Source organism: Pseudomonas shirazica (assembly GCF_015168335.1).
In the GTDB taxonomy this organism is placed as follows: Bacteria; Pseudomonadota; Gammaproteobacteria; order Pseudomonadales; family Pseudomonadaceae; genus Aquipseudomonas; species Aquipseudomonas asiatica.
In genome coordinates, this window is sequence record NZ_CP063456.1 from 5,106,348 (window position 1) to 5,129,245 (window position 22,898).

The 22,898-nt window shown below is 60.8% G+C and carries 9 protein-coding genes and 1 pseudogene; 1 reads left to right on the forward strand and 9 read right to left on the reverse strand.

What is annotated here, in order from left to right; all coding sequences use genetic code 11:
• Positions 1 to 151 precede the first annotated feature (151 nt).
• Entirely contained in the window at positions 152 to 946 is a 795-nt protein-coding gene (locus IMX18_RS23600) for a tetratricopeptide repeat protein (protein WP_100413106.1), read from the reverse strand.
• Between the two features lie 207 nt (positions 947 to 1,153).
• Here IMX18_RS23600 and IMX18_RS23605 point away from each other — a divergent pair, with 207 nt between their 5' ends.
• Entirely contained in the window at positions 1,154 to 1,717 is a 564-nt protein-coding gene (locus tag IMX18_RS23605) for a WCX domain-containing protein (protein ID WP_100413107.1), read from the forward strand.
• 143 nt (positions 1,718 to 1,860) lie between these two features.
• Here the strand turns inward: IMX18_RS23605 and IMX18_RS23610 are convergent, their stop codons facing one another.
• From IMX18_RS23610 to IMX18_RS23645, 8 genes and pseudogenes are all read right to left on the reverse strand, one after another.
• On the reverse strand, positions 1,861 to 2,244 hold the full coding sequence (locus IMX18_RS23610; RefSeq protein WP_137108951.1) for a hypothetical protein: 384 nt from the start codon (positions 2,242 to 2,244) through the stop codon (positions 1,861 to 1,863).
• A gap of 635 nt (positions 2,245 to 2,879) precedes the next feature.
• Positions 2,880 to 3,239: pseudogene (locus IMX18_RS23615) on the reverse strand (Hcp family type VI secretion system effector); the annotation flags it as partial.
• A gap of 224 nt (positions 3,240 to 3,463) precedes the next feature.
• Complete coding sequence (locus IMX18_RS23620) at positions 3,464 to 4,327, reverse strand: ABC transporter permease (protein ID WP_015268522.1); 864 nt, start codon at positions 4,325 to 4,327, stop codon at positions 3,464 to 3,466.
• A 14-nt stretch (positions 4,328 to 4,341) separates the two neighbouring features.
• Positions 4,342 to 5,205, reverse strand: a complete 864-nt coding sequence (locus IMX18_RS23625; RefSeq protein WP_100414145.1) for an ABC transporter ATP-binding protein — start codon at positions 5,203 to 5,205, stop codon at positions 4,342 to 4,344.
• A 6-nt stretch (positions 5,206 to 5,211) separates the two neighbouring features.
• Positions 5,212 to 6,231 (reverse strand): ABC transporter substrate-binding protein, encoded by a 1,020-nt coding sequence (locus IMX18_RS23630; protein WP_015268520.1) that lies wholly within the window; start codon positions 6,229 to 6,231, stop codon positions 5,212 to 5,214.
• A gap of 18 nt (positions 6,232 to 6,249) precedes the next feature.
• Complete coding sequence (locus tag IMX18_RS23635; RefSeq protein WP_015268519.1) at positions 6,250 to 7,149, reverse strand: TauD/TfdA dioxygenase family protein; 900 nt, start codon at positions 7,147 to 7,149, stop codon at positions 6,250 to 6,252.
• 199 nt (positions 7,150 to 7,348) lie between these two features.
• Positions 7,349 to 7,690 carry a hypothetical protein gene (locus tag IMX18_RS23640; protein ID WP_015268518.1) on the reverse strand — a complete coding sequence of 114 codons (342 nt, stop codon included), beginning with the start codon at positions 7,688 to 7,690 and terminating at the stop codon, positions 7,349 to 7,351.
• Positions 7,691 to 7,995: 305 nt separating this feature from the next.
• Positions 7,996 to 22,884, reverse strand: a complete 14,889-nt coding sequence (locus IMX18_RS23645) for a retention module-containing protein (protein WP_223175413.1) — start codon at positions 22,882 to 22,884, stop codon at positions 7,996 to 7,998.
• Positions 22,885 to 22,898 lie beyond the last annotated feature (14 nt).

Genomic DNA, 22,898 nt, shown 5'->3' on the forward strand with positions numbered 1-22,898 from the left:
CTGGGTGAAATGTTGTTCATGCTTTTGTCTTACTGGCCCTTTCGCGGGCTTGCCCGCTCCCACAGGGACCTCCCTCACAGGACCTGAAGTTTGTGCAATTCCTGTGGGAGCGGGCGAGCCCGCGAAAGGGCCCGGACAAGCAGCAGCAAATTCAGGGCTGTATCTGGTCTTCCAGCTTCATGGTCAAGGCCAATGTACTGCCCATCTGCACCGCCCGGTCACGCCACTCCTGGTAGCGGCCCTCGTCACGGCTGCTGAAGTGTACCGCCAGCTCTTCGGCCGCCTGCACCACCCCCGCAGCTGCCGCCAGTTCCAGCCAGTACAGTGCGGCCTTGAGATCAACCTCCACGTACAGCCCGTGCATCAACCGGTAGCCCACCTCGAAACGGCAGCGTGCCTCGCCCTGCTCGGCCCCGCGCAGGAACCACTGGTAGGCCTGTACAAGATCTACCTGCCACTGCAGGCTGCCATCGCACACTTCTTCCTCGTACAGGTCACCCAGCGCAGCAGCGGCATGCAGCATGCCCCGCTCGAAAGCCTGCCGGTAGCACTCCGCCGCCTGTAGGTAAGAGGGTTCGATACCTTTGCCGAAGTAATGTTGCTGCCCAAGGTTGAACCACGCCGCGGCATTGCCTTGCAGGGCCGCCATGCGCAACAGGTGGCCGGCCAACACGGTGTCAGCACGCCAGTATTTGCCGTTGAGCCAGATCCAGCCAAGGTCGTTGAGCGCCGCCACGTTGCCTTGCAAGGCCTGGCGGCGCAGGTCGACGTAAACCGTCTGCAAGTCGCTGGCTTCGTCCAGGCGACTGACCAGCAGCGAGCGCTGGCTGGGCAACCCTATCCCGGCAAACAGTCGCTGTCGCCTCCCGACAGCGGCCGGTGGGGCAATGACCCGCTCGGGCAAAAGGCGGGCAAGCAGCGAATGGATATTGCTGGCAGCAGACATGTTCATCCTCATTGAACGACACACAACCCCAACCTTCGGCTGTGATGAGGCGTGATTCTGCGTGACGTAACGTCAAAACCTGTCGCGAACGATTCGGCACCAGGCAACCAAATGCGACTTCCTTGATCTGAGCAGGCTGTGGCCAATTGCCATGACCCACGCCTGCCGCCATCCTATTGCGGCAAGCCTAGACAAGGACGTTATCTTTTGCCGTTCGCCACCACTCGCGCCACCCTCAGCCGACAGTGGGCGCTGCTGCGCCAGTTGCCCAGCCGTTCCCCTGGCATTACCAGCGCCGAATTGGTCTGGCGCCTGCGTGACGTGGGCTTCACCGTCAGCAAACGCACTGTCGAGCGTGATCTCAATGAGCTGTCGCTGATATTTCCGCTGGAGCGCAATGACAAGAGCATTCCGTTTGGCTGGCACTGGTCGGCGAGCGTTGCTGGCGAGTTGCGTGGGAATTTCGATCTGCAGGGTTTTTTGCGCGGTGGTTCGCTGCAGCCGGCGCAAGGTGAAGGGGTCGAGCTACAGGCCTGGGTCAGCGACCTGCTGGCTCGACAGTTGCGCGAAGCGCCGTTGAGTGTCGATATGCAGCTGACAGCGCTGGAGCATGGCCATCGGCTGCGGGCCACCGTGGAAGATGGCTGGGGGTTGCGCTGGTGGGTGCTGAGCCAGGGAGCAGGCGTGGTGATCGAGCAGCCCAGCCAGCTACGCATGGAGATTGCCAGGACACTCGTTGAAGCGGCTGCACAGTATCAGGATGGCCATTGAGCTTAAGGCTCACCCACCAGCAAGTCTCGATTTCCCATGGCTAAGAACCTGGCCTGCAATTGCGAGATGAAAGTAGAGCACAAGCCGCTTATAGCAAAGTGGCACTTTACCCCTCCAATTAATAATAAATTAAGCCGATAGAATCAACTGGGCAAGCTTAAAAGCTTCAGAACATTATGGGCAACAACAAAAATAACCGTAGAAGTCATTAGCCCTCCCCACGAAACTAGAATTTTAATTTTCAGATCCTTTGGAAAGCGCAATATTTCGGAAGCATCCGCAACACCTTTGCTAACAAAGACACCGGGCATCATAAGCATATTTGCGGCCAGACAGATGCGCAACACTCTACCTAGCAAACCCGCTGATGAGAAACTTAACCGATTATCTCGTACATAACTGCATCCCGACAGGTTCGATTCAACCAAATCAAGATATCGGCAGGCTAGGTAAATCATAATACCCACACTGATCATTATCCAGAATAACAACATGGACATTCCTATTACTTCAGCTGTCGATTTCATTCAATCCTCTTTCCACACACTCGCCTCCCAAGCTGGTCAAACCAACAACCGTGTTGCTCCCATCTTCCCGGCAAGCTTCCTCAGACAAGGCGAAATTGAGCACCGCGTATCACACTGCAGCCTGCGCGCTTCCTCCAAACACTTTCTTAAAAAGACCCGAGCGCGAGGAATGCGACTGAAGAAATACACATTGTGCACCACGTTACTATAAGCAGTCTTTTCATACGCGCCGGAAAGTTCTGCAGTTGCGCCTCGTCAACCAATCCCTTGCGAGCAAATAGGTATGGCGCGCTCAGAAGTGTTGATATGGTACAGATACGCATAATTTTACCGAGGATGCCCGCATGCAAATAAAGCTTCCTATTCCCCGATACAAAATCACTTTTCCATAGCAGCCCTTCAATCCTATCAAGATATCTTATGGCGATATATATCTGCACTAAAAGCGCGACTATGCCCAAGAAGAAAAAACAAATCGCAACCACATTCATCTCAAATGAGCTCATGGCTTAATGCTCTCGTAGAGAATTTCCCCAAGCCACTCACCACCCTCTTTACCATTTTCACCACCAATCTTTCCACCTACGGCTCCACCGACCACCGCGCACGCTAATGCACCGGCCCCTCCACTAGGTAGGTACGCCGGCATGCGCGCTTTGTGCGTAGTCGGCGATGATCACTTCTTCGAGCACCACTTCGTAGTACTTGAGTTTATCGCCGCCAGCGCGGCAAACGACCAGCCTCACCTCTTTCAGGTGCTGCCCGGCGCAACTGGCTTCGAGCAGTTTGCAACTGGCGTTGTCCAGGTACTTGGTGAAGGTGAGGTTGCTCAGGGTGGTACGCCCGGAAGTGGCGCCGCCTGCGGAACTGGCGGTGGCGGAGGCGCTTTGGCTGCTGCCGAACGTGTAGCCGAGGATTTCGATCCAGTTACTGTACTGCTCGTCCTTTGCTTCGCCAGCGATTTCCGCGATTTGAATATAAGCGTCGAAAGCCATGGTTACTGTTCCTTGTAAACAATTGAGCGGAACAGGCTAGGCACGGAAAAACTCCAACGCAATCATTCTGCGGAGATCGATGCTAAATTAGGAATTTTCTTACAATTTATGCGACAAGTCGGCTTGAAAACATTTGAAAGTGTTTCAGGGTTACGCCATTTGGGCCGACAACATTAGCCCGATCACCGGCAAGCCGGCGATCGGGCCAACCAAGCACATGCGCGTCAGCGCTGCATCCCCCAGCGGCGAACGGTCAACCGCTCCAGCGTGTTGAACACCAGCCCCTCCACCAGTAAACCGATCAGGATCACCACCGCCAACCCGGCAAACACCTTGTCGGTGTACAGCTCGTTGCGGTTCTGGAAGATGTACCAGCCCAACCCGCCTTTGCCACTGCTGGCGCCGAACACCAGCTCGGCAGCGATCAGTGTTCGCCAGGCGAATGCCCAGCCGATCTTCAGCCCCGACAGGATCGACGGCAGCGCCGCCGGGACAAGGATATGCAGTACCAGCCGCAGCCCTTTCAGGCCGTAGTTGCGCCCGGCCATGCGCAAGGTTTCCGACACGCCTAGGAAGCCCGCATAGGTGTTCAGCGCCAGCGCCCAGAGCACCGAGTGCACCAGCACAAAGATCAGGCTGTTGTCGCCCAGCCCGAACCACAACAAGGCCAGCGGCAACAGAGCAATCGCCGGCAACGGGTTGAACATCGAAGTCAGAGTGCCCAGCAGATCGCGCCCAAGCTGGGTCGACACCGCCAAGCTGGTGAGGCCGAAGGCCAGGATGATCCCCAGCAGGTAACCCTTGAGCAGAATCACCAGCGACACGCCAACCTTGGCCGGCAACTCACCGCTGACCATGCCGTCCCACAACGCCGTGGCCGTCTGCAGGAAGGTCGGTAGCAGCAGATCGTTGCCCTGATAGCGGGCAATGGCCTCCCACAGTACGGCGATCACCAGCAGGATGACCGCCTTGCGCAACCAGCCGTGCTGCCACAGGCGCTGAGCCAATGGCAGGTTGCGTTCCACAGGCACACTGAGCAAAGGCTCCAGCTGCACCTCGTATTCCTGGCGTACAGGTGTAGTGGTCATGGCTGAAGCTCCTGTCAGTAGGCGATACGGATATCGTTGAAACCAAGATCGTCGGGCTGTTCGGGGGCATCCGCCTCATCGAACAGCAAACGATGGATGCGCCGGGCACTGGCCTGGAAGTCGCTACCACCCAGGCTGCCCAAGTCGTACTGGTGGCTGTGCACTTCGGCCCGCACCCGCCCCGGGTGGGGCGACAGCAGCAGGATGCGGTTGCCGACCACCAGCGCTTCTTCGATGGAGTGGGTAACGAACAGCAGGGTAAAACGCACCTCCTCCCATAGCAGCAGCAGTTCTTCCTGCATCTTGCGCCGGGTCAGCGCATCAAGTGCCGCGAACGGTTCGTCCATCAGCAGGATCTTCGGCTGAGTGGCCAAGGCCCGGGCAATCGCCACGCGCGCCTTCATACCGCCCGACAGGGTGTGTGGGTAGGCATCGGCGAAGGCGGCCAGGCCGACTTTTTCCAGGTAGTGCAGTGCCCGCTCCTCGGCCTCGGCGCGTTTCAGCTGGCCCGACACCAGCAGAGGGAACATGACGTTCTGTTTCACCGTCTTCCATGGCGGCAGCTGGTCGAACTCCTGGAACACCACGATGCGGTCGGGGCCCGGACCGCTGACTGGCTGACCTTGCAGCAGAATCTGCCCCTCCTGGGGCGAGATAAACCCGGCCACGGCCTTGAGCAAGGTGGACTTGCCGCAGCCGGAGGGGCCGAGCAGCACGAAGCGGTCGGCACGGTCGACTTCGAAGCTGACCTGATGGGTGGCCCGCACCACGCGTTGCGAGGTGCGGTATTCGAGGCTGAGGTTATTCACCTTGAGCAAAGGCGGCGTTGCGACACGGCTCAGGTTGCTGGCCGTGTGGCCTGGCAATGGGGCGGTCATGATCGGTCAGCTCCCCTGCAGCGGGCGTTCATCCTGGAAGAAGTAGTCCTTCCACGATTCCGGCTTGTGCTTGATGGCGCCTACCCGATAGAGGAAGTCGGCCAACTTGTAGGTGTTCTTTGGCGTGACGGTGAATTCGTACTGCGGGTTGTCGATCAGCCTGATCAACGTGTCGCGGTCGATCTTGGCCTTGGTCACGCGGATGTAGGTGTCGGCGGCAGCCGCCTTGTCCTTCTGGGCGAAGTCCGCGGCTTCGGCCAGCGCATCAACGAAGGCCTTGTAAGTCTTGGGGTTGTCCTTGCGGAATTTTTCAGTGGCGAACAGCAAGGTCGGCGAGTTGGGGCCGAGCAGGTCGTAGCTGTTGAGTACAACGTGCACGTTCTTGTTGGCGAGCACCTGGTCCTGGAACGGCGGGTTGGAGAAGTGTCCGTTGAGTTCGGTGCCGCCGGCCAGCAGCGCGGCAGTGGCATCCGGGTGCGGCACGGCCAGGGTGTACTTGTCGAGGCGGTTGTATTCCTTGTCGCCCCATTGCTGGGCGGCGGCGTACTGCAGGAAGCGCGACTGCACCGAAACGCCTACCGCCGGTACGGCGATGCGGTCCTTGTCGGAGATGTCGGCAATGGTCTTCACATTGGGGTTGCTGCTGACCAGGTAGTACGGGAAGTTGCCCAGCGAGGCCACGGCCTTGACGTTCTGTCGGCCCTTGGTACGGTCCCACACGGTCAACAGCGGGCCGACGCCGGCACCGGCGATGTCCACCGAACCGGACAGCAGTGCGTCGTTGATAGCCGAACCACCCGACAGCTGGGCCCAATCGACTTCGATGTCGATGCCCTGCTCCTTGCCATGTTTTTCGATCAGATGCTGGTCACGCACTACGTTCAGCAGCAGGTAGACGATACCGAACTGTTCGGCGATGCGAATCTTGCCTTCTGCTTGCGCCGTGGCGGGGGCCGCCAGGCTGCCGACGACAAGGCTTGCGCCCAGGCCGATGCTTGCCGCCAGGCGGCTGATGGATTTACGCATGATGGGTTTCCTCAGTCGTCAGAACGGGGCATCGCCCTGGATGGTGGTGCGATACAGCTTGCGCCGCAGGTGTGCGGGGCAGCCAGTGGCCAGGTGGATCAGCGAGCGGTTGTCCCAGAACACCAGGTCGTGAGGCTGCCACTGGTGGCGATAGATGTTCTGCTCCAGCACGCTCAGGGCATACAGCTGTTGCAGCACGTCGCGGCTTTCGTCACTTGGCAGGCCGACGATACGGGTGGTGAAGCCTTCGCTGACGAACAGCGCCTTGCGGCCGTTTTCCGGGTGGGTACGCACCACCGGATGGATGACTTCCTGTACCTGCGCCAGCTGCTCGGCGGTCAGGGTCGGGCGCCAGTTGCCTTCGAACTTGGTCTCGGCGTAACGGGCGGTGTAGGAGTGAGCGGCACTGCGGCCCTCGACCACCTTGCGCAGGGCCGCGGGTACAGCGTCCCAGGCCTTGTGCATGTCGGCGAACAGAGTATCGCCGCCCTCGCCGGGCAGTTCCTGGGCATGCAGCATGGAACCGAGGCTGGGCAGTTCCTTGTACGACAGGTCCGAGTGCCAGAACTTGCCGGCATCACCCAGGCCGATGTTCTGGCCATTCTCGATGATGTTGGAAACGATCAGGATCTCGGGGTGGCCGGCGAGCAGGAACTGCTTGAGCACATGGATCTGCAATGGACCAAAACGGCGGCTGAAGGCGATCTGCTGGTCGGGACTGATGCGTTGGTCGCGAAACACCAGCACATGGTGGTCGAGGTGGGCGCGATGGATACGGGCAAAATCCACGGCGTTGACCGGCCTGGCCAAGTCCAGGCCGATGATCTCGGCACCTACAGCACCGGAAAAAGGGCGGATTTCGAAGCGTTGCGGCAGTGCGCTGTCGATGATCGACAAGGCGTTCGAGGCGGCTGACATTTTTCACTCCCACGCAGTGCGCGACTTCAATGGCGCGCAACGATCAGAAACGCACGGGGATTTCCCGTGTGGGTTCAAGTCGTGCGGCGCATCGATTGGTCGACGGGTACGCAGTGGAAGCGACTATAAAGTCATAAGGGTTTTATTTTAAATACCGATAAAGAATAACCATAGCACGGCTGTCAGAGGCGGCGCGCAATCAGATCAACCCGCCCTGCTCTTCCTCATCGATGAGGTTGTTCAGGCTGCTGAGCGCCTTGCGCGCTGTAGAACGGTTGAGCAGCTTGGCCTGCGCACCGGGGGGCAGGTCGGTGATCTTGAACACACCCTTGGCAGTCAGCACATCGATCAAGTCCTCGAGCACGCGGATCATGTCGAGATCGCTTTGCTTGAGCTGGTTGAGGCTGTTTTCCACGACGTCATCGGCAAACCATTCCTGGATATCGGCATGGTCGGCGGGGAGCATTTCGGTGAACTGGTCAAAAGCGGCTGCTTCGACCCGCTGCAACTGGCCAGCGGCATCGCGTTGCACGTAGAACATGGCGGTGTCCCTCGTCACATTGGTTCCTGGGTGGTAGACAGCAGCATAGGCAAAGATCACCGGGCACGCAGGCCCGACGCCAGAGTATGCGCTGTCATGGAGTTGCGGGAAAGGCCCAGGCACGCGTCCTGTAGGAGCGGCCTTGTGTCGCGACAGGGCCGCAAAGCGGCCCCACGGTTTCGGCAACAATGCCGGAGACCTGGGGGCTGCTCTGCAGCCCATCGCGACACAAGGCCGCTCCTACAGGGACAGCGCCAGCCTGAAGCCGGTGATGGCGATGGGCTGCAGGGCAGCCCATTGGCGCATCAGCTGTCCTTGTTGTGGACGATGATGGTCGGGTCAGCACCGCTGATCAACGAGTTGATCGTGGTGTTGGACCAGTTCACCCCTTCCAGCTTGATGGTCACGTCGGCATTGGCGATACCACCGGCGGCATTGAGCTTGCCTTCGCTGCTGACCTGCAGCGTCGTCGTGCCTTCCACCGTGGTGAGCTTCAGGTAGTTGTCGATGGTGCTGCCCTTCTCGCCCTGGAGCAGGTCCTTCAGGTCGATGCGGTCGCCTTCGGCCACCTTGAAGTCCTTGATCACGTCATTGCCGGTATCGCCAGCCTTCCATACGAAGGTGTCGGCACCGCTGCCACCGGTCATGGTGTCATCGCCCTTGCCGCCAAGCAGGATGTCATTGCCTTCACCACCGAGCAAAGTGTCCTTGCCCAGGCCACCGATCAGGATGTCATTGCCCTTGCCACCGTCGAGGGTGTCGTCGCCGCCCTGGCCGAACAGGAGGTCATTGCCCGCGCCACCGTTGAGAATGTCATTGCCATCGTTGCTGCGCGAGACATCGAATTCGCTGACGTGCTCGACGATGTACTTGTGCAGCACGCGACCGTCGACATCACCCAGGGCCACACCCAGCTGGCCTGCAACATAGCTCTGTATGGCTTCGACACCGTTGCCGGCGAGCGAACCGAAGCTCACCAGGTCACCGAAGATGATGTCGTTGCCATCACCACCGTTGACGGTGTCATTGCCCGGCACGGTGGCTTCGGTGTGGCCCAGGATCGCTTCCGCCAGTTTGCTCGGGTCGATGTTGGTCTGCGGCTTGCTATCGGTGTCGTAAGGCTTCAGGTCGTTGACATTGACCGCGCTGTTCAGGCCGATGGCTTCCACGCCAGACAGGTTGGACAGCAACAGGAAGCTTTGTTGCGAGTTGTAGTCCACATAGTAGTAACCGCTTTCAGCGTAGGAGAACTCAAAGGTGCCATCACCTTGGGCATGCAGCTGTCCAGACGCACCATTGTCGTTGGTCCAGCCCTTTTTGCCCCAGTATTCGGCGGTCATGTTGCCTTTGGCATCGATGCTGAAGCGGTTGTCGCTGCCCACCATCTTGTTGGTGACCACGTCACCCAACTTGTAGCCGATCGACTTGAGCACGGAATCCACCGTTGTGCCGATGTTCCTGAAGGTGCCCTCACGTTCGCCAGCCTGGTACACGTTCGGCTGGCCGTCGGTGATGAAGAACGTCTGGCGGCTGCCGGTGTTGCCCACGTCCATCAATTGCTTGAACCAGTTGGCGGTGGTCTTGAAGGCATCCTCGTAGTTGGTCGAGCCGCTGGAATAGAGCGTATTGAGCGCAGTGTAGAGCGTGCTCAACGCGTTCTTGTCGCCCAGGTTGACCGAAACCGTACTGTTCACCTGGGTGGAGAAGTCCACCAGCAGGATGTTCACTGTACCGGACTGCGCGCCCTTGACGCTGTTGGCCAGCGTATCGAACACCGACTTCAGCGAGTTGCGCGCGGCATCGACCGCGCTGCCCATGCTGCCTGAGGTATCGACGATGAACGCAATGTTGTAGTCCTGACCCGGCGTCACATGCAGGCCACTGATGTCGGCAACGATGATGTCACTGGTGGTGGTGCCGGTGAAACTGTCGCTGTCGGTAGTCAGGTTGCTGGCGGTATAGCTGTCCGGATAGACAGTTACCTTGATCGTGCCTTCGGTGGAGGCTTTGCTGCCGCCCACGCTTTCGGTAGCGGTCGAGGTGACCTTCACATCGAAACTGCCCTGGTAGTACGCCGGCGGCTTGATGCTCAGGCCGTTGAGGCTCCAGCCGGTGACGTCAACCGACGTGGCGCCGACGGTTACGGTATGACCGGCGCCATCGCTGAGCACCGAACCTGCCGGAATGCCGTCCAGCTTGACGCTCAGGCTCTCGGAGCCGTCGGTGTCGGTCAGGTTGGTGGAAATGCCGACCAGCTTGACGGTGCCGTTCTCCGGCCCTTCGTTGAGCTTGTAGCCGTCGTAGTAGCCCTGGCCGTCACTGCCATGGAAATCGGACACGGAAAGCCCCGCGCTCCCCATCGCCGCAACGTTCGGGTACATCGGGATGGCCGAGCTGCTCAGGTCGGTCACCGGGCCGTTACCGACCTTGACGTTGATATCCAGGCTGCCCGGGCCGGACTGGTTGGCGTGGTAGATCTCCAAGGTGTAGTAGCCGCTGACAGGCGGCGAGAAGCTGCCGGAGATCGTACCGCCCGCCCCCCAGGTGGCGCCGACCACGCTGGTTTTGCCGATATAGACCTGCAAGCTGTCATCGGCGGTGCCGCTGAAGGTGTAGGTCTGGCCGGCTTCCAGGTAGATCAGGCCGGAGGTCTTGGAGCCCGTACCGGCGGCAACGCTGCCGCCCGAATCGGCGCTGGTAACCTGCTCGGTCTTGCTGGCACTGCCAGAGTTGGCGAACACGTTCTTCAGCGCAGTACCGCTGATGCCGTTGCCGTTGGTGCCCAGGCCCGTGAGGCTGTTCCAGGTTTCCTTGGTCAGGCCAAGCGATTCGGGAGTGTTGCTGCCGATGTTCAGGCCAGGCTTGTCGGCTACAGGTGCAATATCGACCTTCAGCGTGGCCTCGCCACCAGCAGCGGTACCGTCGGTAGGCTTGTACTTGATCTGGGCATAGTCGGCCTGCTTGTTGCCGACGCCCGTTCCGCCATATCCGTCGATACCCGACTCGTTGGATTTTGGCACGAACCGCAGGTTGCCGGCAGCGATGTCAGCCTGGCTGACGGTCTGGTTCTGGGCGACGTTGACCCAGGCGGTGCCGTTGAAGAGCTGCAGGGAACCCGCTGGCAGCTGGGTGAAGGTCACACCCAGGCTCGACAGGGCGCTGTCGACGTCGGAAATGTTGAAGTCGTTCCAGGTCAGCACCAGCGGCGTGTCTTCGACGCCAGTGACGGCGCCGCCAGTGGCGACCGGTGCGTCGTTGACAGCGATCACATTCACCGTGGTCGTGGCGGTGTTCGAGGTATTAACGCCGTCGGTCACCGTCACGGTGATGATGCGAGGCGTGGTGCTCGGGTTCTCGCTGCTGTTGATGAAGGTGATGTTCTTGATCGCCTGGATATAGTCGGCCAGCGACGCAGCGCCGCTCAGGGTCAGGACTACCTTGCCGTCTGTGCTGTTGGCGTTGATCGTGATGCCGTTGACACTGTTGCCTAGGTTCAGCGCATCACCCGGCTGGCGGTTGGTCAGGGTGACCGTCGCGCCCGTCAGCTGCGAGCTGTCGAAGTCGGTGATAGTGACGTCCACATCGCCGATCGACACACCACTGCCTGGCTGGTTCTCGGTGAAGGTGGTCTGGTAGTCGGCTCCGGTCTTGCCGCTGGAGTCGTTGCCATCCAGGTCCAGAACCGGAGCTGGCTCGAATATCTGGGTGGTCACGCTGCCGGCGCTGGAGCTGATGTCGAGCTTCTCGAAGTTACCGCCAGTGGCCGAATCGATCTTGACCGTGAAGTGCTCGGTACCCTCGGTGGCGTTGTCCTTGAAGGTCGGGACGGTGAACGTTGCCTGCGAGCTGTTGGCCTTGATCACTACGGTAGCCACGCCGGTGTAGTCCGTGCCATCGGCCGCGGTGCCGGTGTAGGTCAGTTTGACGGTGACGTCGGTCTCGGCCTTGTTGGTCAGGTTCAGGACGTACGTGGCATTACCACCTTCGGCGACCGCGGCGGTGCCGCTGATGCTCAGGGTGGTGGTCTGGATGGTATCCGTGACCGCAGTGACCGCCGCCGTATCGCTGACGTTCAATTTCTCGAAGTTGCCACCGCTGGTTTCGGTGATCTTCGCCGAAACGTTGCCTGCATCGATATAGACGTCATCGGCTGGCGCCGGAACGGTCACGGAGCCGGAGAGCTTGCCCGCATCGATGCTGATCACAGCGCCGTTGCTCAGCTTGATGGTCATGTCGGTGCCAGCCTTGTTGGTCAGGGTGGCGGTGTAGGTGATCTGGCCACCTTCTGCGACGGTTGGCGTGGCGCTGAGGCTAAGGCCAGTGTGGTCGATGGTGTCGCTGACCTTGGTTACCGCATAGGCTCCACTGGTAGCCAGCAGCTCGAAGTCGCCGCCAGTGGTGCCATCGATCTTGGCCTGAACGGTACCGGCATCAATGTACACATCGTCGCTCGGCGCATCGATGGTGATCGAACCTTCTTTCTGACCCGCCGCGATGGTGATGGTCTCGCCGTTGCTCAGCTTGACGTTCAGCGCGGTACCCGCCGGGTTGGACAGCGTTGCGGTGTAAGTGATCTTGCCGCCTTCGGCCACGGTATCTGTCGCAGTCAGCGTGAGCGTGGTGACGTCCGGGGTCGCCGGGTTGTCGGTGACAGTGGTCACTGGCTCGCCAACGGCCACGGTCTTCTCGTAGTTACCACCCGAGATGTCGGTGATCTTGTTGGTCAGGTCCAGGTTGGTGTTATGGACGTTGTTCGGCGCGGTGAACGGCACCGACGCCGACGACTCGCCCACCGGAATGGTGATGGTCTGGCCGTTGGCCAGTTTTACCACCAGGTCCGAACCGGTAACTTTGTGATTGACCGATGCGGTGTAGGTCACCACACCACCTTCAGCGACGGTCGAGGTCGCGGTCAGGGTCACGGTAGTGGTGTCGATGGTATCGGTGACCTTGGTCACAGCCGCCTTGCTGCTGACGTCCAGCTTCTCGAAATCACCACCGGTGGTACCGGTAACGGTCACGCTCAGGTCTTCGGCATCGATATACACATCGTCGCTCGGCGCGTCGATGGTGATCGAGGCTTCCTTCGAACCGGCGGCGATGGTGATGGCTTCGCCGTTGCTCAGCTTGACGGTCAGCGCAGTACCCGCCGGGTTGGACAACGTTGCGGTGTAGGTGATCTTGCCGCCTTCGGCCACGGTATCCGTCGCGGTCAGCGTGAGTGTGGTCACGTCCGGAGTCGCCGGATTATCGGTGACAGAGGTCACTGGCTCGCCAACGGCCACGGTCTTCTCGTAGTTACCACCCGAGATGTCGGTGATCTTGTTGGTCAGGTCCAGGTTGGTGTTATGGACGTTGTTCGGCGCGGTGAACGGCACCGACGCCGACGACTCGCCCACCGGAATGGTGATGGTCTGGCCGTTGGCCAGTTTTACCACCAGGTCCGAACCGGTAACTTTGTGATTGACCGATGCGGTGTAGGTCACCACACCACCTTCAGCGACGGTCGAGGTCGCGGTCAGGGTCACGGTAGTGGTGTCGATGGTATCGGTGACCTTGGTCACAGCCGCAGTGCTGCTGACGTCCAGCTTCTCGAAGTCACCACCGGTGGTACCGGTAACGGTCACGCTCAGGTCTTCGGCATCGACATACACATCGTCGCTCGGCGCGTCGATGGTGATCGAGGCTTCCTTCGAACCGGCGGCGATGGTGATGGCTTCGCCGTTGCTCAGCTTGACGGTCAGCGCAGTACCCGCCGGGTTGGACAACGTTGCGGTGTAGGTGATCTTGCCGCCTTCGGCCACGGTATCTGTCGCGGTCAGCGTGAGTGTGGTGACGTCCGGGGTCGCCGGGTTGTCGGTGACAGTGGTCACTGGCTCGCCAACGGCCACGGTCTTCTCGTAGTTACCACCCGAGATGTCGGTGATCTTGTTGGTCAGGTCCAGGTTGGTGTTATGGACGTTGTTCGGCGCGGTGAACGGCACCGACGCCGACGACTCGCCCACCGGAATGGTGATGGTCTGGCCGTTGGCCAGTTTTACCACCAGGTCCGAACCGGTGACCTTGTGGTTGACCGACGCGGTGTAGGTCACTACGCCGCCCTCGACCACACTTTGCGTGGCGGTCAGGGTCACGGTAGTGGTGTCGATGGTATCGGTGACCTTGGTCACAGCCGCAGTGCTGCTGACGTCCAGCTTCTCGAAGTCGCCGCCGTTGGTGCTATCGATATTGGCCTGAACGGTACCCGCATCGATGTACACATCGTCGCTCGGCGCGTCGATGGTGATCGAACCTTCTTTCTGACCCGCCGCGATGGTGATGGTCTCGCCGTTGCTCAGCTTGACGGTCAGCGCAGTACCCGCCGGGTTGGACAGCGTTGCGGTGTAGGTGATCTTGCCGCCTTCGGCCACGGTATCTGTCGCGGTCAGCGTGAGTGTGGTGACGTCCGGGGTCGCCGGGTTGTCGGTGACAGTGGTCACTGGCTCGCCAACAGCCACGGTCTTCTCGTAGTTACCACCCGAGATGTCGGTGATCTTGTTGGTCAGGTCCAGGTTGGTGTTATGGACGTTGTTCGGCGCGGTGAACGGCACCGACGCCGACGACTCGCCCACCGGAATGGTGATGGTCTGGCCGTTGGCCAGTTTTACCACCAGGTCCGAACCGGTAACTTTGTGATTGACCGATGCGGTGTAGGTCACCACACCACCTTCAGCGACGGTCGAGGTCGCGGTCAGGGTCACGGTAGTGGTGTCGATGGTATCGGTGACCTTGGTCACGGCTGCGCCGCTGTTTACATTCAGCTTCTCGAAGTCACCACCCGTGGTTTCGGTCACTTTGACCTGCAGTACTTCAGCATCAATGTAGACATCATCGCCTGGGGCGTCGACGATGACCGAAGCCTCCTTCGAGCCGGCGGCAATGGTGATGGTTTCACCGTTGCTCAGCTTGATCACCAGATCGGTGCCGGCCTTGTTGGTCAAGGTCGCGGTATAAGTGATCTTGCCACCCTCGGCAACCGTCGGTGTCGCGCTCAGGGTAAGGTGGGTAATGTCCTTGGTGCCTGGTCCGTCGGTCACGGTCGTCACCGGCTCGCCAACGGCTACGGTCTTCTCGTAATTGCCGCCCGAGATGTCGGTGATCTTGTTGGTCAGGTCCAGATTAGTGTTGTAGGCATTGTCTGGCGCGGTGAAGGGCACCGACGCCGACGACTCACCCACCGGAATGGTAATGGTCTGACCGTTGGCCAATTTCACCACCAGGTCAGAACCGGTGACCTTGTGGTTGACCGACGCGGTGTAGGTCACCACACCACCCTCGACCACGCTTTGCGTGGCCGTCAAGGTCACGGTGGTAGTGTCGATGGTATCGGTGACTTTGGTCACGGCCGCCTTGCTGCTGACATCCAGCTTCTCGAAATTGCCACCCGTGGCATCGGTGATGGTCACGCTGAGGTCTTTGGCATCGATGTACACATCGTCCCCTGGGGCGTCGACGATGATCGAAGCTTCCTTCTGGCCTGCCGCGATGGTAATGGTTTCGCCGTTGCTCAGTTTGATGACCAAGTCAGTGCCGGCCTTGTTGGTCAAGGTGGCGGTGTAGGTGATCGTGCCACCTTCGGCCACTGTCGGTGTGGCAGAAAGCGTCAGGCAGGTAATATCCTCTGAGCCTGGGCCATCAGTAACCGTTGTGCTGACTTCCGATTTGTCCAGGGTCAGCTTTTCAAACTTCCAGGCATCTGCACCGCTGACCGAGTCGATCGCATTCACTACAGGCTGAGCACCTACATAGACATCATTAGGCGCGGTAACGGTGATCGAGCCGGTGTTGCTGTTGGCCGGCACCACAACTACGGTCTTGCCGTCGCTGAGGGTGAAGTACAGCGGCGAGTGGTTGTTGATCGGCAGGCCGTCTTGGCTGGTCAGCGTGACGGTATAGGTAATTTCGCCACCCTCGGTGACGGAATCGGTAGCCGTCAGCTTGGCCACTACTTCGTTGATGGTGTCAGTCACTCCCACCGACGCGGCTCCGCCAAATTGCAGATTCTCGAAGGTGCTGCCTGCGGTATCGGTCGCCGACTTGAGGCCGACACTGATAGTGCCGGCGTCTTGGTAAACGTCGTCGCCCTGTACGGCATGGGTGTACTGCGCACTGGTTTCTCCCGCCTTGATCGTGACTTGGGCATCGTTGCTCAAGGTCACGACAAGATCGTGCGCCAGCACGGTGTTGACCTTCACGGTAAAGGTCGGGTTCTGGTTCTCGAGGACCGATACCTGGTCGGCCTCGATGCTAACCCACACAAGGTCACCACCAGAGCCTGGGGTGCCGGATTCATCAGTCACGGTGGTAGTGACCTCGGTTTTGTCCAAGGTCAGTTTCTCGAACTTCCATACATCAGCACCGCTGACCGAATCGATCGCATTGACTACCGGTGGATTGGCGCCCATGTAGACGTTGTCCGGCGCGGCAACGGTTATCGAACCGGTTGTACTGTTGGCCGGTACCTCAATAACGGTCTTGCCATCGCTGAGAGTGAAATACAGCGGCGATTGGATGTTGAGCGGCAGTCCATCCTTGCTGGTCAGCGTGACGGTGTAGGTAATTTCGCCACCTTCGGTTACGGACTCAGTAGCGGTCAGTTTGGCGACGACTTCACTGATGGTGTCCGAGATCTCAACGGTAGCCGGGCCTCCGAACGCCAGCTTCTCGAAGGTGGCACCCGAGACGGTGGCATCTGTCACGCTGAGCGTGACGGAGCCGGCATCCTGGATGACATCATCGCCTTGGGCTGCGGTCTTGTATTCCACTTCGGTCTTGCCGGCCTCAATGGTCACGGTATCGCCGTTCGACAGAGTAACTGTCAACGGACGGTCCAGTGCCTGGCTTACCTTCACAGTAAAGGACGGCTGCTGGTCCTCTGTCACGTTGCCATTACTGACGATGCTTACGGTGACGGTATCGATACTGTCATTGATGACAGTCGATGCAGGCGTCGGGTCTGGCGTCAGCTGCTCGAAGTTGCCGCCGGTCGCACCGGTAATCGTGGTGCTGACAGTCGAACCGTTGTTATAGACGTCGTTGGCCGGGGTTTCGAAGTCGACGCTGCCCTGGGTCTTGCCGGCTTCCACGGTGATGGTCTGGCCGTTGGACAGGGTCACGGTCACCGGGGTCTGAGCCGGGTTGCTCAGGGTTACGGTGTAGGTGATCACCCCGCCTTCGGTCACCGACGGAGTGGCCGTCAGGGTCGCAGTGGTGGTGTCGACCGAGTCGTTGATCGTGGTCTGCGCCGGGGTTGGGTTCGGCGTCAGCTGTTCGAAGTTGCCGCCGGTGGCGCTTTCGATGGTCACGCTAACGGTCGAGCCGTTGTTGTAGACGTCGTTGGCCGGGGTTTCGAAGTCGACGCTGCCCTGGGTCTTGCCGGCTTCCACGGTGATGGTCTGACCGTTGGACAGGGTCACGGTCACCGGGGTCTGAGCCGGGTTGCTCAGGGTCACGGTGTAGGTGATCACCCCGCCTTCGGTCACCGACGGGGTCGCCGTCAGGGTCGCGGTGGTGTTATCGACCGAGTCGTTGATCGTGGTCTGCGCCGGGGTCGGGTTCGGCGTCAGCTGTTCGAAGTTGCCACCGGTCGCACCGGTAATCGTGGTGCTGACAGTCGAGCCGTTGTTGTAGACGTCGTTGGCCGGGGTTTCGAAGTCGACGCTGCCCTGGGTCTTGCCGGCTTCCACGGTGATGGTCTGGCCATTGGACAGGGTCACGGTCACCGGGGTCTGGGCCGGGTTGCTCAGGGTTACGGTGTAGGTGATCACCCCGCCTTCGGTCACCGACGGAGTGGCCGTCAGGGTCGCGGTGGTGTTATCGACCGAGTCGTTGATCGTGGTCTGCGCCGGGGTCGGGTTCGGCGTCAGCTGTTCGAAGTTGCCGCCGGTCGCACCGGTAATCGTGGTGCTGACAGTCGAGCCGTTGTTATAGACGTCGTTCGCCGGGGTTTCGAAATCGACGCTGCCCTGGGTCTTGCCGGCTTCCACGGTGATGGTCTGGCCGTTGGACAGGGTCACGGTCACCGGGGTCTGAGCCGGGTTGCTCAGGGTCACGGTGTAGGTGATCACCCCGCCTTCGGTCACCGACGGGGTCGCCGTCAGGGTCGCGGTGGTGTTATCGACCGAGTCGTTGATCGTGGTCTGGGCCGGGGTCGGGTTCGGCGTCAGTTGCTCGAAGTTGCCGCCGGTGGCGCTCTCGATGGTCACGCTAACGGTCGAGCCGTTGTTGTAGACGTCATTGGCCGGGGTTTCGAAGTCGACGCTGCCCTGGGTCTTGCCGGCTTCCACGGTGATGGTCTGGCCATTGGACAGGGTCACGGTCACCGGAGTCTGAGCCGGGTTGCTCAGGGTCACGGTGTAGGTGATCACCCCGCCTTCGGTCACCGACGGGGTCGCCGTCAGGGTCGCGGTGGTGTTATCGACCGAGTCGTTGATCGTGGTCTGCGCCGGGGTCGGGTTCGGCGTCAGCTGTTCGAAGTTGCCGCCGGTGGCGCTCTCGATGGTCACGCTAACGGTCGAGCCGTTGTTGTAGACGTCATTGGCCGGGGTTTCGAAGTCGACGCTGCCCTGGGTCTTGCCAGCTTCCACGGTGATGGTCTGGCCGTTGGACAGAATCACGGTCACCGGGGTCTGAGCCGGGTTGCTCAGGGTTACGGTGTAGGTGATCACCCCGCCTTCGGTCACCGACGGAGTGGCCGTCAGGGTCGCAGTGGTGGTGTCGACCGAGTCGTTGATCGTGGTCTGGGCCGGGGCCGGGTTCGGCGTCAGCTGTTCGAAGTTGCCGCCGGTGGCGCTTTCGATGGTCACGCTAACGGTCGAGCCGTTGTTGTAGACGTCATTGGCCGGGGTTTCGAAGTCGACGCTGCCCTGGGTCTTGCCGGCTTCCACGGTGATGGTCTGGCCATTGGACAGGGTCACGGTCACCGGAGTCTGAGCCGGGTTGCTCAGGGTCACGGTGTAGGTGATCACGCCGCCTTCGGTCACCGACGGAGTGGCCGTCAGGGTCGCGGTGGTGTTATCGACCGAGTCGTTGATCGTGGTCTGCGCCGGGGTCGGGTTCGGCGTCAGCTGTTCGAAGTTGCCGCCGGTGGCGCTTTCGATGGTCACGCTAACGGTCGAGCCGTTGTTATAGACGTCGTTCGCCGGGGTTTCGAAGTCGACGCTGCCCTGGGTCTTGCCGGCTTCCACGGTGATGGTCTGGCCATTGGACAGGGTCACGGTCACCGGAGTCTGAGCCGGGTTGCTCAGGGTTACGGTGTAGGTGATCACCCCGCCTTCGGTCACCGACGGAGTGGCCGTCAGGGTCGCAGTGGTGGTGTCGACCGAGTCGTTGATCGTGGTCTGGGCCGGGGCCGGGTTCGGCGTCAGCTGTTCGAAGTTGCCGCCGGTGGCGCTTTCGATGGTCACGCTAACGGTCGAGCCGTTGTTGTAGACGTCATTGGCCGGGGTTTCGAAGTCGACGCTGCCCTGGGTCTTGCCAGCTTCCACGGTGATGGTCTGGCCGTTGGACAGAATCACGGTCACCGGGGTCTGAGCCGGGTTGCTCAGGGTTACGGTGTAGGTGATCACCCCGCCTTCGGTCACCGACGGAGTGGCCGTCAGGGTCGCAGTGGTGGTGTCGACCGAGTCGTTGATCGTGGTCTGGGCCGGGGCCGGGTTCGGCGTCAGCTGTTCGAAGTTGCCGCCGGTGGCGCTTTCGATGGTCACGCTAACGGTCGAGCCGTTGTTGTAGACGTCATTGGCCGGGGTTTCGAAGTCGACGCTGCCCTGGGTCTTGCCGGCTTCCACGGTGATGGTCTGGCCATTGGACAGGGTCACGGTCACCGGAGTCTGAGCCGGGTTGCTCAGGGTCACGGTGTAGGTGATCACGCCGCCTTCGGTCACCGACGGAGTGGCAGTCAGGGTCGCGGTGGTGTTATCGACCGAGTCGTTGATCGTGGTCTGCGCCGGGGTCGGGTTCGGCGTCAGCTGTTCGAAGTTGCCGCCGGTCGCACCGGTAATCGTGGTGCTGACGGTCGAACCGTTGTTATAGACGTCGTTGGCCGAGGTCTCGAAGTCAACACTGCCCTGGGTCTTGCCAGCTTCCACGGTGATGGTCTGGCCATTGGACAGGGTCACGGTCACCGGAGTCTGAGCCGGGTTGCTCAGGGTTACGGTGTAGGTGATCACGCCGCCTTCGGTCACCGACGGAGTGGCCGTCAGGGTCGCGGTGGTGTTATCGACCGAGTCGTTGATCGTGGTCTGCGCCGGGGTCGGGTTCGGCGTCAGCTGTTCGAAGTTGCCGCCGGTCGCACCGGTAATCGTGGTGCTGACAGTCGAGCCGTTGTTATAGACGTCGTTCGCCGGGGTCTCGAAGTCAACACTGCCCTGGGTCTTGCCAGCTTCCACGGTGATGGTCTGGCCATTGGACAGGGTCACGGTCACCGGAGTCTGAGCCGGGTTGCTCAGGGTTACGGTGTAGGTGATCACCCCGCCTTCGGTCACCGACGGAGTGGCCGTCAGGGTCGCAGTGGTGGTGTCGACCGAGTCGTTGATCGTGGTCTGGGCCGGGGCCGGGTTCGGCGTCAGCTGTTCGAAGTTGCCGCCGGTGGCGCTTTCGATGGTCACGCTAACGGTCGAGCCGTTGTTGTAGACGTCATTGGCCGGGGTTTCGAAGTCGACGCTGCCCTGGGTCTTGCCGGCTTCCACGGTGATGGTCTGGCCATTGGACAGGGTCACGGTCACCGGAGTCTGAGCCGGGTTGCTCAGGGTCACGGTGTAGGTGATCACGCCGCCTTCGGTCACCGACGGAGTGGCCGTCAGGGTCGCGGTGGTGTTATCGACCGAGTCGTTGATCGTGGTCTGCGCCGGGGTCGGGTTCGGCGTCAGCTGTTCGAAGTTGCCGCCGGTCGCACCGGTAATCGTGGTGCTGACGGTCGAACCGTTGTTATAGACGTCGTTGGCCGAGGTCTCGAAGTCAACACTGCCCTGGGTCTTGCCAGCTTCCACGGTGATGGTCTGGCCATTGGACAGGGTCACGGTCACCGGAGTCTGAGCCGGGTTGCTCAGGGTTACGGTGTAGGTGATCACGCCGCCTTCGGTCACCGACGGAGTGGCCGTCAGGGTCGCGGTGGTGTTATCGACCGAGTCGTTGATCGTGGTCTGGGCCGGGGTCGGGTTCGGCGTCAGCTGTTCGAAGTTGCCGCCGGTCGCACCGGTAATCGTGGTGCTGACAGTCGAGCCGTTGTTATAGACGTCGTTCGCCGGGGTCTCGAAGTCAACACTGCCCTGGGTCTTGCCAGCTTCCACGGTGATGGTCTGGCCATTGGACAGGGTCACGGTCACCGGGGTCTGAGCCGGGTTGCTCAGGGTCACGGTGTAGGTGATCACGCCGCCTTCGGTCACCGACGGAGTGGCCGTCAGGGTCGCGGTGGTGTTATCGACCGAGTCGTTGATCGTGGTCTGCGCCGGGGTCGGGTTCGGCGTCAGCTGTTCGAAGTTGCCGCCGGTCGCACCGGTAATCGTGGTGCTGACGGTCGAACCGTTGTTATAGACGTCGTTGGCCGGGGTCTCGAAGTCAACACTGCCCTGGGTCTTGCCAGCTTCCACGGTGATGGTCTGGCCATTGGACAGGGTCACGGTCACCGGAGTCTGAGCCGGGTTGCTCAGGGTTACGGTGTAGGTGATCACGCCGCCTTCGGTCACCGACGGAGTGGCCGTCAGGGTCGCGGTGGTGTTATCGACCGAGTCGTTGATCGTGGTCTGCGCCGGGGTCGGGTTCGGCGTCAGCTGTTCGAAGTTGCCGCCGGTCGCACCGGTAATCGTGGTGCTGACAGTCGAGCCGTTGTTATAGACGTCGTTCGCCGGGGTCTCGAAGTCAACACTGCCCTGGGTCTTGCCAACTTCCACGGTGATGGTCTGGCCATTGGACAGGGTCACGGTCACCGGAGTCTGAGCCGGGTTGCTCAGGGTTACGGTGTAGGTGATCACGCCGCCTTCGGTCACCGACGGAGTGGCCGTCAGGGTCGCGGTGGTGTTATCGACCGAGTCGTTGATCGTGGTCTGCGCCGGGGTCGGGTTCGGCGTCAGCTGTTCGAAGTTGCCGCCGGTCGCACCGGTAATCGTGGTGCTGACGGTCGAACCGTTGTTATAGACGTCGTTGGCCGGGGTCTCGAAGTCAACACTGCCCTGGGTCTTGCCAGCTTCCACGGTGATGGTCTGGCCATTGGACAGGGTCACGGTCACCGGAGTCTGAGCCGGGTTGCTCAGGGTTACGGTGTAGGTGATCACCCCGCCTTCGGTGACGCTTGGCGAAGCGGTCAGGGTCGCGGTGGTGGTGTCGACGGTATCGGTAACCTGAGTAACCGCTGGTGTTTGCGGCACAGTCACTATCAGCCCGCCGCCCCCGGTGGTGCCCGTTACGGTCGCCGAAATCTGGCCGCCGTCGATATACGGGGTATCGTTCGCGGGGACCACGACGTTTACGCTCCCAGTGGTCTGCCCGGCCGGAATGACAATCACGGCACCGTTGGACAGGGTGACCACCAGGTTTGTGGTCGGCGCCTGGCCAACCGTAGCGGTATAAACGATTACGCCACCCGCTTCACTGATGGAAGAGGTAGCGCCCAGAACCAGGTCGGTAGCAACATTGGTATCGGTCGTCGGAGTAGTCACCTGGTTGTTGCTGGTGGCATCCAGCTGGCCAACCTCTTCGCCATCGAGCACGGCAGCAAAGCCCAGCCCATCAGTCGGAAAGCCGACGGTAGGGTCGACCCGGCCTGCGGTTTCTTCGAGCATGACAAAGCTGTGGCCACCGCCAAGTGCACCACCACCGCCCGCCGACGACGGGCCAGCCGCAGTTGCTTCAAGCTCGGTAGTCGGGTCGACACCGGCGGCGATCGCCTGTTGCAGCTCTTCCACTGACGGCGCGGCCTGCGCGGTAGCCTGACTCAGGTCGGTGCTGCTGTCAGGCGCATCAGCGCTCCACTGGCTGTCTCGACCCAGGTCAAGCAAACGGCCGTCGGCCAGCTCCAAAGTAACTGCACCGCCTGGGCCGGTGAGCACTTCTTCACCAGCCAGCAGGCGGTCCCCTTCGATCAGAACACGCCGAATGCCCTCTGGGGATACCGCAATAACCTGGCCAACAAGACTTTTGACGATGGCTACAACGCTGCTCATTGGACTCTCCGTGT